This window comes from Anaerosporobacter mobilis DSM 15930, from assembly GCF_900142955.1.
GTDB lineage: Bacteria > Bacillota > Clostridia > Lachnospirales > Lachnospiraceae > Anaerosporobacter > Anaerosporobacter mobilis.
On sequence record NZ_FRCP01000036.1, the window covers coordinates 1 to 6,533 of the forward strand.

General features: G+C 33.4%; 7 protein-coding genes. All 7 read right to left on the reverse strand.

Annotated features, from left to right (window positions below; all coding sequences use genetic code 11):
* Positions 1 to 15: 15 nt before the first annotated feature.
* On the reverse strand, positions 16 to 258 hold the full coding sequence (locus BUB90_RS22800; protein WP_242952593.1) for a hypothetical protein: 243 nt from the start codon (positions 256 to 258) through the stop codon (positions 16 to 18).
* A gap of 255 nt (positions 259 to 513) precedes the next feature.
* The gene (locus BUB90_RS22805) at positions 514 to 1,062 is read right to left on the reverse strand and encodes a hypothetical protein (RefSeq protein ID WP_073291948.1); all 549 of its coding nucleotides are present in this window, start codon (positions 1,060 to 1,062) and stop codon (positions 514 to 516) included.
* On the reverse strand, positions 1,063 to 1,608 hold the full coding sequence (locus BUB90_RS23860; protein ID WP_073291950.1) for a hypothetical protein: 546 nt from the start codon (positions 1,606 to 1,608) through the stop codon (positions 1,063 to 1,065).
* 1,028 nt (positions 1,609 to 2,636) lie between these two features.
* On the reverse strand, positions 2,637 to 3,101 hold the full coding sequence (locus BUB90_RS22815; protein WP_073291952.1) for a hypothetical protein: 465 nt from the start codon (positions 3,099 to 3,101) through the stop codon (positions 2,637 to 2,639).
* A 12-nt stretch (positions 3,102 to 3,113) separates the two neighbouring features.
* Positions 3,114 to 4,085: a CdiA C-terminal domain-containing protein gene (locus BUB90_RS23865; RefSeq protein WP_207650266.1), complete on the reverse strand. Its 972-nt coding sequence runs from the start codon at positions 4,083 to 4,085 to the stop codon at positions 3,114 to 3,116.
* A gap of 307 nt (positions 4,086 to 4,392) precedes the next feature.
* Positions 4,393 to 4,827: a hypothetical protein gene (locus BUB90_RS22825; protein WP_073291955.1), complete on the reverse strand. Its 435-nt coding sequence runs from the start codon at positions 4,825 to 4,827 to the stop codon at positions 4,393 to 4,395.
* Between the two features lie 10 nt (positions 4,828 to 4,837).
* Positions 4,838 to 6,487: a polymorphic toxin-type HINT domain-containing protein gene (locus tag BUB90_RS22830; RefSeq protein WP_073291957.1), complete on the reverse strand. Its 1,650-nt coding sequence runs from the start codon at positions 6,485 to 6,487 to the stop codon at positions 4,838 to 4,840.
* Positions 6,488 to 6,533 lie beyond the last annotated feature (46 nt).

The window sequence follows — 6,533 nt, forward strand, 5'->3', positions numbered from 1 at the left end:
ATCTCGCACAACATTTTATTCATACTCATGGGAACTCCTCCATTCTGTTTGATCTACTATAACCCCTGGAAGTGGAGGAAGGAATATCTGTCGTGGCTTCTCCATATTTTCACTCATCTTAATTATCGTGTTAACGATATAGGCTAGTTGGGTATCATGTTCATTGATATTTTCATTCTTTTTCTTTTCTCGTTCATTATCTTTTTTCGAAGAATAGAAACCAGTATTGAATTTTCCTGAATGCTTCACTTGTGTCACGGTAACTGCTGGTCAGCCATCTTTGAACTTTTCCTGATTACTTTTCTAACAGATTTTAGCGAAAAGAATCTGATTTTAATCAGACTGTTCGCTTTATATCTCCAAGCATCTCCGACATCTAAACTTCTCGTAAGTCACTATAAAAAATACTATTACTTGCATTCTCATTGACATTCGCGAGCGAAAGCAGGTAATAGTATCTTTTTGATATAGGGATTTTGAAGTCCTATAGTATAAACATAATATATTTTAATTTCAAAAATCAGGAAAAAATATGCTATATTTTATCCGTTCGCCTTTATTCATATTGTCATATGCATATGTTAATGCTTCTTCTTCCGTTATTGAGTGTTGATTCAATTTACACAATGTTTTTTTATCTTTTCCAAGAAATACCCTTGGTAGATTATGTAATGAACATAACAATGAATATACTTCATTGTTATTTATCACGATCTTACTTACTTCATATTGCAAATCCTCAAGCATTTTTTTCATAAGCTGGCATACATTTATATAATTATTACCCTGCGAATCCCACTGTATTGCATCAATATTCAAAGAAATATTGTAGAATTTCCCTATTTCGCTATACTTTTCACACAGAAATGTTAACTTATGCAAAGCATTGTTAATATTTACATAATTATCACTAAGTAAGACATCGTTTAAATCAATCAGTACTTCAATGTGTTTTCTAATTATATATCTATATTTTATATTCCATAACCTTCCATAGCATCTACCTTTCTCAGCTACAATACCAATATATAACAATTCACCTAAAACATCTTGTGTATTCATTTAATCCACCACCTTAATCGACGTTTTCCATAATTCATACCATCTCTTTACCCAATGTACATTTGTTGCAGATGGTACTTGATTTGTTGGCATATTCATATTTATTCCAGAACCTTTTCCTAGTATTGTCGTTGCCACAGTTGTATGATGTCCTTCAACAATATATCTACCTGTAGAATCTCTATAAATACTACTACTTGCTTTTAATGGATCATAATTATCTACTATTTCACTTACTCTGCTTTTACTTATTACAGTCTGTCCTGGTTTTAATCCTGATTGTTCTAACTTATTAATCATCTTCAACTTCAATGCCGCAAACGCCTTTGATAATCCATAAGCAATGCCCGCAAATACTACTCCTGTTACCCCGGCAACTACAACATCAATTACTATCTTCTTCAGCGACATTACTTCTCCCTTGATTACAATATCGCCTAAATCACCAAGCAAGATGCTGCCTATTCCAGAAACTCCACCAGTTAGTAGCATTTGTTTCAGTGTCAATACTGCACCCTCCACAGCTCCAGTAAGGACAAAATTCATTCCACCGCCTATGGCTCCATAAAATGCCCCATCAAAAAAGCCTTCCCAAAATGCCCCGCCCGTAATAGCACTGATTATTGCTCCAATCGCTCCTCCAATAACAGCTCATGCTAAAACGTCTTTCGCCAAAGCTAATAATAATGCCGGGACAGCAATTGTGGATAAAGCTACTACAATTACCGCAATTGCTGCAATCACAAGAACAACAGTTACAGCCGCTTTCCAATGTTCTTTTCGCCATTCCCATACCTTCTTGCTGCCATCTTTGAACTTTTCCCAATTACTCTTCTAACAAATCTTAGCTAAAAGAATCTGATTTTAATCACTAACTGTTTAATTTATTTCTACAAGCATCTCCGACATCTAAACTTCCCGTAAGTCACGCTAAAAAATACTATTACTTGCATTCTCATTGACATTCGCGAGTGAAAGCAGGTGATAGTATTTTTGATTTAGGATTTTGAAGTCCTATAGTATAAACATAATACATCTTAGATTTCAAAATCAGGTAAAAATATGCTATATTTAATCCGTTCGCCTTTATTCATATTGTCTTATGCATATGTTAATGCTTCTTCTTCCGTTATTGAGTGTTGATTTAATTTACACAATGTTATTTTATCTTTTCCAAGATATCCCTTGGTAGATTATGTAATGAGCATAACAATGAATATACTTCATTTTTGTTTATCAAAATCTTACTTACTTCATATTGTAAATCCTCAAGCATTTTTTCATAAGCTGACCTACATTTTTATATAATTATTATCCTGTGAATCTCACTGTATTGCATCAATATTCAAAGAAATGTTGTAGAATTTTCCTATTTCTAACACCTTAATCGACGTTTTCTATAATTCATACCATCTCTTTACCCAATGTATATTTGTTGCAGATAGTACTTGATATTAATACAGTGGTTTGATTTCAATACTATATATCAATAGCAAATCTTATTACATATGCCTTGGAACCTCATAACGAAATCTTGCGCAAGAGAATTCTTTAATTGCTAAAAGTCAGTAAAATCAATCTGAAAGAAATTTTATCTTGTCAACTACATACTCAGTTTGTAACACTTCAAAAGGAAAACCCTTTTTAACCCTTGATGTATCAACTATTAGTTTTTCCGAGTTTCGTAAAATTATTGGAACATCTCCATTTGACATTAATATTATATCACAAGAAAATTCTTTTAAATATTTACCTACAAAGTATATTGTTTTTTTTATAACATCCTCACATTGCATATCTAAATTCATGTATAATTCAACCTTCAAATCTATATTCGATTCCTCACTGATTACTTTAATTGAATCAGAAGAATTATCAATTTGCAAAGTAAACATATCACAGTATAAACTCAATTCATTTTCTTCCTCATCTAAAATTTCAGCATTTCCAAATATAACATCATTTTTTAAAATTCTTAAAATTTTTTCTCCAATTACATTTATAATTTCATCTGTACTTGCATATAATACATATTCCATCTTTTACTCCTTCTAAGGTAATACATGATATACCTTACCATCTTTCACATACATTAGTACCTCTAAGCCATCTATTGGTTCTTTTTTTATTGCTTGCAAAATTTCATCAATGCTTATTGGGCAATCATCTAAATTTAAAATAATATTATTACATTGCTTCTCTGTTTTTCCGCTAATTGTTGAACGTATATTTCTTGCATTTCCAGTATCAGGTGAATAACAGTCAAAAACTTTTCCTTCAATCATAAAATCAGGATTTGAAGTTTTTTTATTTCCATAACCATTTCCAGTCTTTTTATATGGCAACATCTCCGTATCATAACCTTGTGAAGCCAACAAATCTGCTGTCTCATTCTGTCTAGTAATAGGTCTTGGGTCATTTACATCTGGTGTTTCATATTTGCCTTTAGGTGAACTACCCATTTCATCTGTAGGTTTTACTTTAGATGAACTTCCACCCTTATTAATTATCTTCAACTTCAACGCCTTAAACGCCTTTGATAATCCATAAGCAATACCTGCAAATACTACTCCTGTTACCCCGGCAACTACAACATCAATGACTATCTCCTTCAACGACATTTTTACTCCCTTGATTACAATATCGCCCAAATCACCAAGCAGGATGCTGCCTATTCCAGAAATTCCACCAATTAGTAGCATTTGTTTCAGTGTCATTTCTACAGGCCTTACTGCTCCAGTAAAGACGAAACTCATTCCAAAGCCTATGGCTCCATAAAATGCTCCCTCATTAAAGCCTTCCCAAAATGACCCACCCGTAATAGCACTGATTATTCCTCCTAACGCTCCTCCCAAAGCAACACCAACTAAAATAGTTTCCGCCAAAGCTGCTAATAAAGTACCAGCTGGGCATAATACAAGTACTACAATTGCTACAATCACTAAAGCACGTGTTACAGCCTCTTTCCAATATTCTTTGCACCATCTCCTACTTTCTTGCAGCCATCTTTGAACTTTTCCCAACTATTCTTCTCACAGTCTGGTTTTAAATACCTGTATTGATCGTAAAAATCATCTTTCGTTTACTCACAAGTTCTTTAGTGGTGATTTGTATATTACGTGGGTATATCGTTTTTTAGAACATTAAAACATTTCATTATAAACAGTCCATTCTCTCTGGTAATGGACTAAAAAAATCTATCTCTTGCATTTGCTCCACATTCGTGGACTTGCCTAAAGACAGATTTTTTTATAAGAACTTAAGGTGTTGAGAGTCCTAAAATATAACCATAATTAAAATATACAATACTATGTATTCATACCACATCAATTAGTTATCGGACATTTCTTCAAAGTAATTGGTTGGATTTTGACAAAACTTATTTGCTTTAGACTTTTTCATCAATTCTACTATTTCTTCAATGCTCGGAGAATAAATATTACCCTCATAAAAAATCATTCCTTCAATTTTATTAATATAGTCTAATATTTGCTCAAGCATCTTCTTGGATAAGGAACGCAAATCAAATCTACAACTTATCTCTTCCACTAAACCACCTTCATATAAAAATTGAATACATGTTTCATTATCTTTTCCATATTGAACTATATCTTCTGTCCAACTTACTTGCTTTTCCAAAAAGTCAATTTTATCCAAAGATATATTGCACATGTTCCAAGATAATATATTTTCTTCATCTAATTTCTCTTCTATTACTACCTTCTGCTTTGGTACTATATAAGAATTAAATTGCCATAATGCCATATAAGCCTCCTTAATCAAACCATAATAAATCTTCAATACTCTTGTATCCTGCATAAGGCAACTCTACTTTTTCAATTGGAATTTCTTTTATACCCAACCTCTTTGCAGCAATTAATCTATGATGACCATCTACTACATATTTTTGACCATTATGCTCAACATATTTTATAGTTTCATTGATACCATTATTTTTAATATCTTCAATCAATTTATTCATATTTTTCTTACTCGAAGTTTGAGAATGTGTAGCCTCTAACTCATATGGACTACTAGTCTCACTACCACCCTCCGGACAATCATTATGTACCAGTACACTATTTTCTCCAACATAATACGTATGAAAATCTTCTACTTGGAAATTATACACGGTTTCTTGTTTTTCTTCCAGTTCAACACATTCTACTGGGTAACTACCACCGGATGCATTCATAATCTCATCACCTATTGAAAGTTTACCGGCTGCTACAAATCCTTGTCCTTTCACATAAAATGGATGATTCATTGTTGTGTATATCACTTCATTCTGAATGAAGATCTTTACGATACATGTTGTCTTATTTATGTATGTTTCAACTACTGTTTTTTCTTCTGTCTGGAATGTATCTGGATTCGTTGCTATTACTTGATCTCCTGCTTGAATGGTTTCAATCGCTTTCAATCCCATCGCGGTTAATACCATCGTTCCTGCTACAAAACATATTGGGTTCTTCATTCCCTTAGTAAAACCAGCAGTAAACACAGCCAATGTACTTATAGTCATTTGGAACCCATTGTACAAACTACTTTCATGAAGCTTTTTATTAAACTGTACTAAAGGACTTTTAGGATCAAAAAGACTAACGCCCAAAGATAGTAAGTCAAAACCTGCCATTCCAAGTGATATTGCACCAGATATTTTTGAAACTGTTGGAATTATCTTTGCTATTTTACCTATATTCCCCAGTACTTTGCATGATTGTCCAAGCACTTGTCCTATGCCACCAATTCCTCCAAACAATGCCCCTATAAAAGCTCCTGAGAAAGCTCCTTCTTCAAAACCTTCAAAGAAAGAGCCTCCTGCAGCTACACTGGATAATCCACCTATTATACCGCCAATAATTGCTCCCGCTACTAGTCCTTTTGCAACTCCTAGTGCTATGATAAGCAACGGTCCTAATACCAATCCGCTTGCCGCCAATATTGCTGCAATTGCTGTAATTACTACAATTGCTGCAATTGCTGCAATCACCAGAACAACAGTGACTATAATCTTCCAATGTTCTTTACACCATTCTCCAACTTTCTTTAAGCCATCTTTGATCTTTTCCAAAGGATTCTTTTCACTCTCTGGTTTTAAGTACTTGTATTGATCATAAAAATCATCTTTTCGTTTATTCACAAGATCCGCTACATTACCATCAATGCGGTAGGTATCTTCTATAAACTGTTCGCTGCTTCCTCTAACCTGTTCTAGAGAGTCAACTTTCTCTTCCTGTACACTTGTAGATGCCTGTATGGAGCTTATAACATCTTCCATATTACATATGGATTGCTTGATCGCCAGTGCCTTTGTTTTCAATGAAAACAATTCTGATTTGTAATCGCCTACTGTTTTCTTTACCTCTCCAAGCTTTCCAGACATCTGCGCTATTTGATTCGAGTATAACGCAATCGTTGCCATAAATCTACTCCTTTTTATTTGTTGTAGTCTTTATGTATTTTGAAAT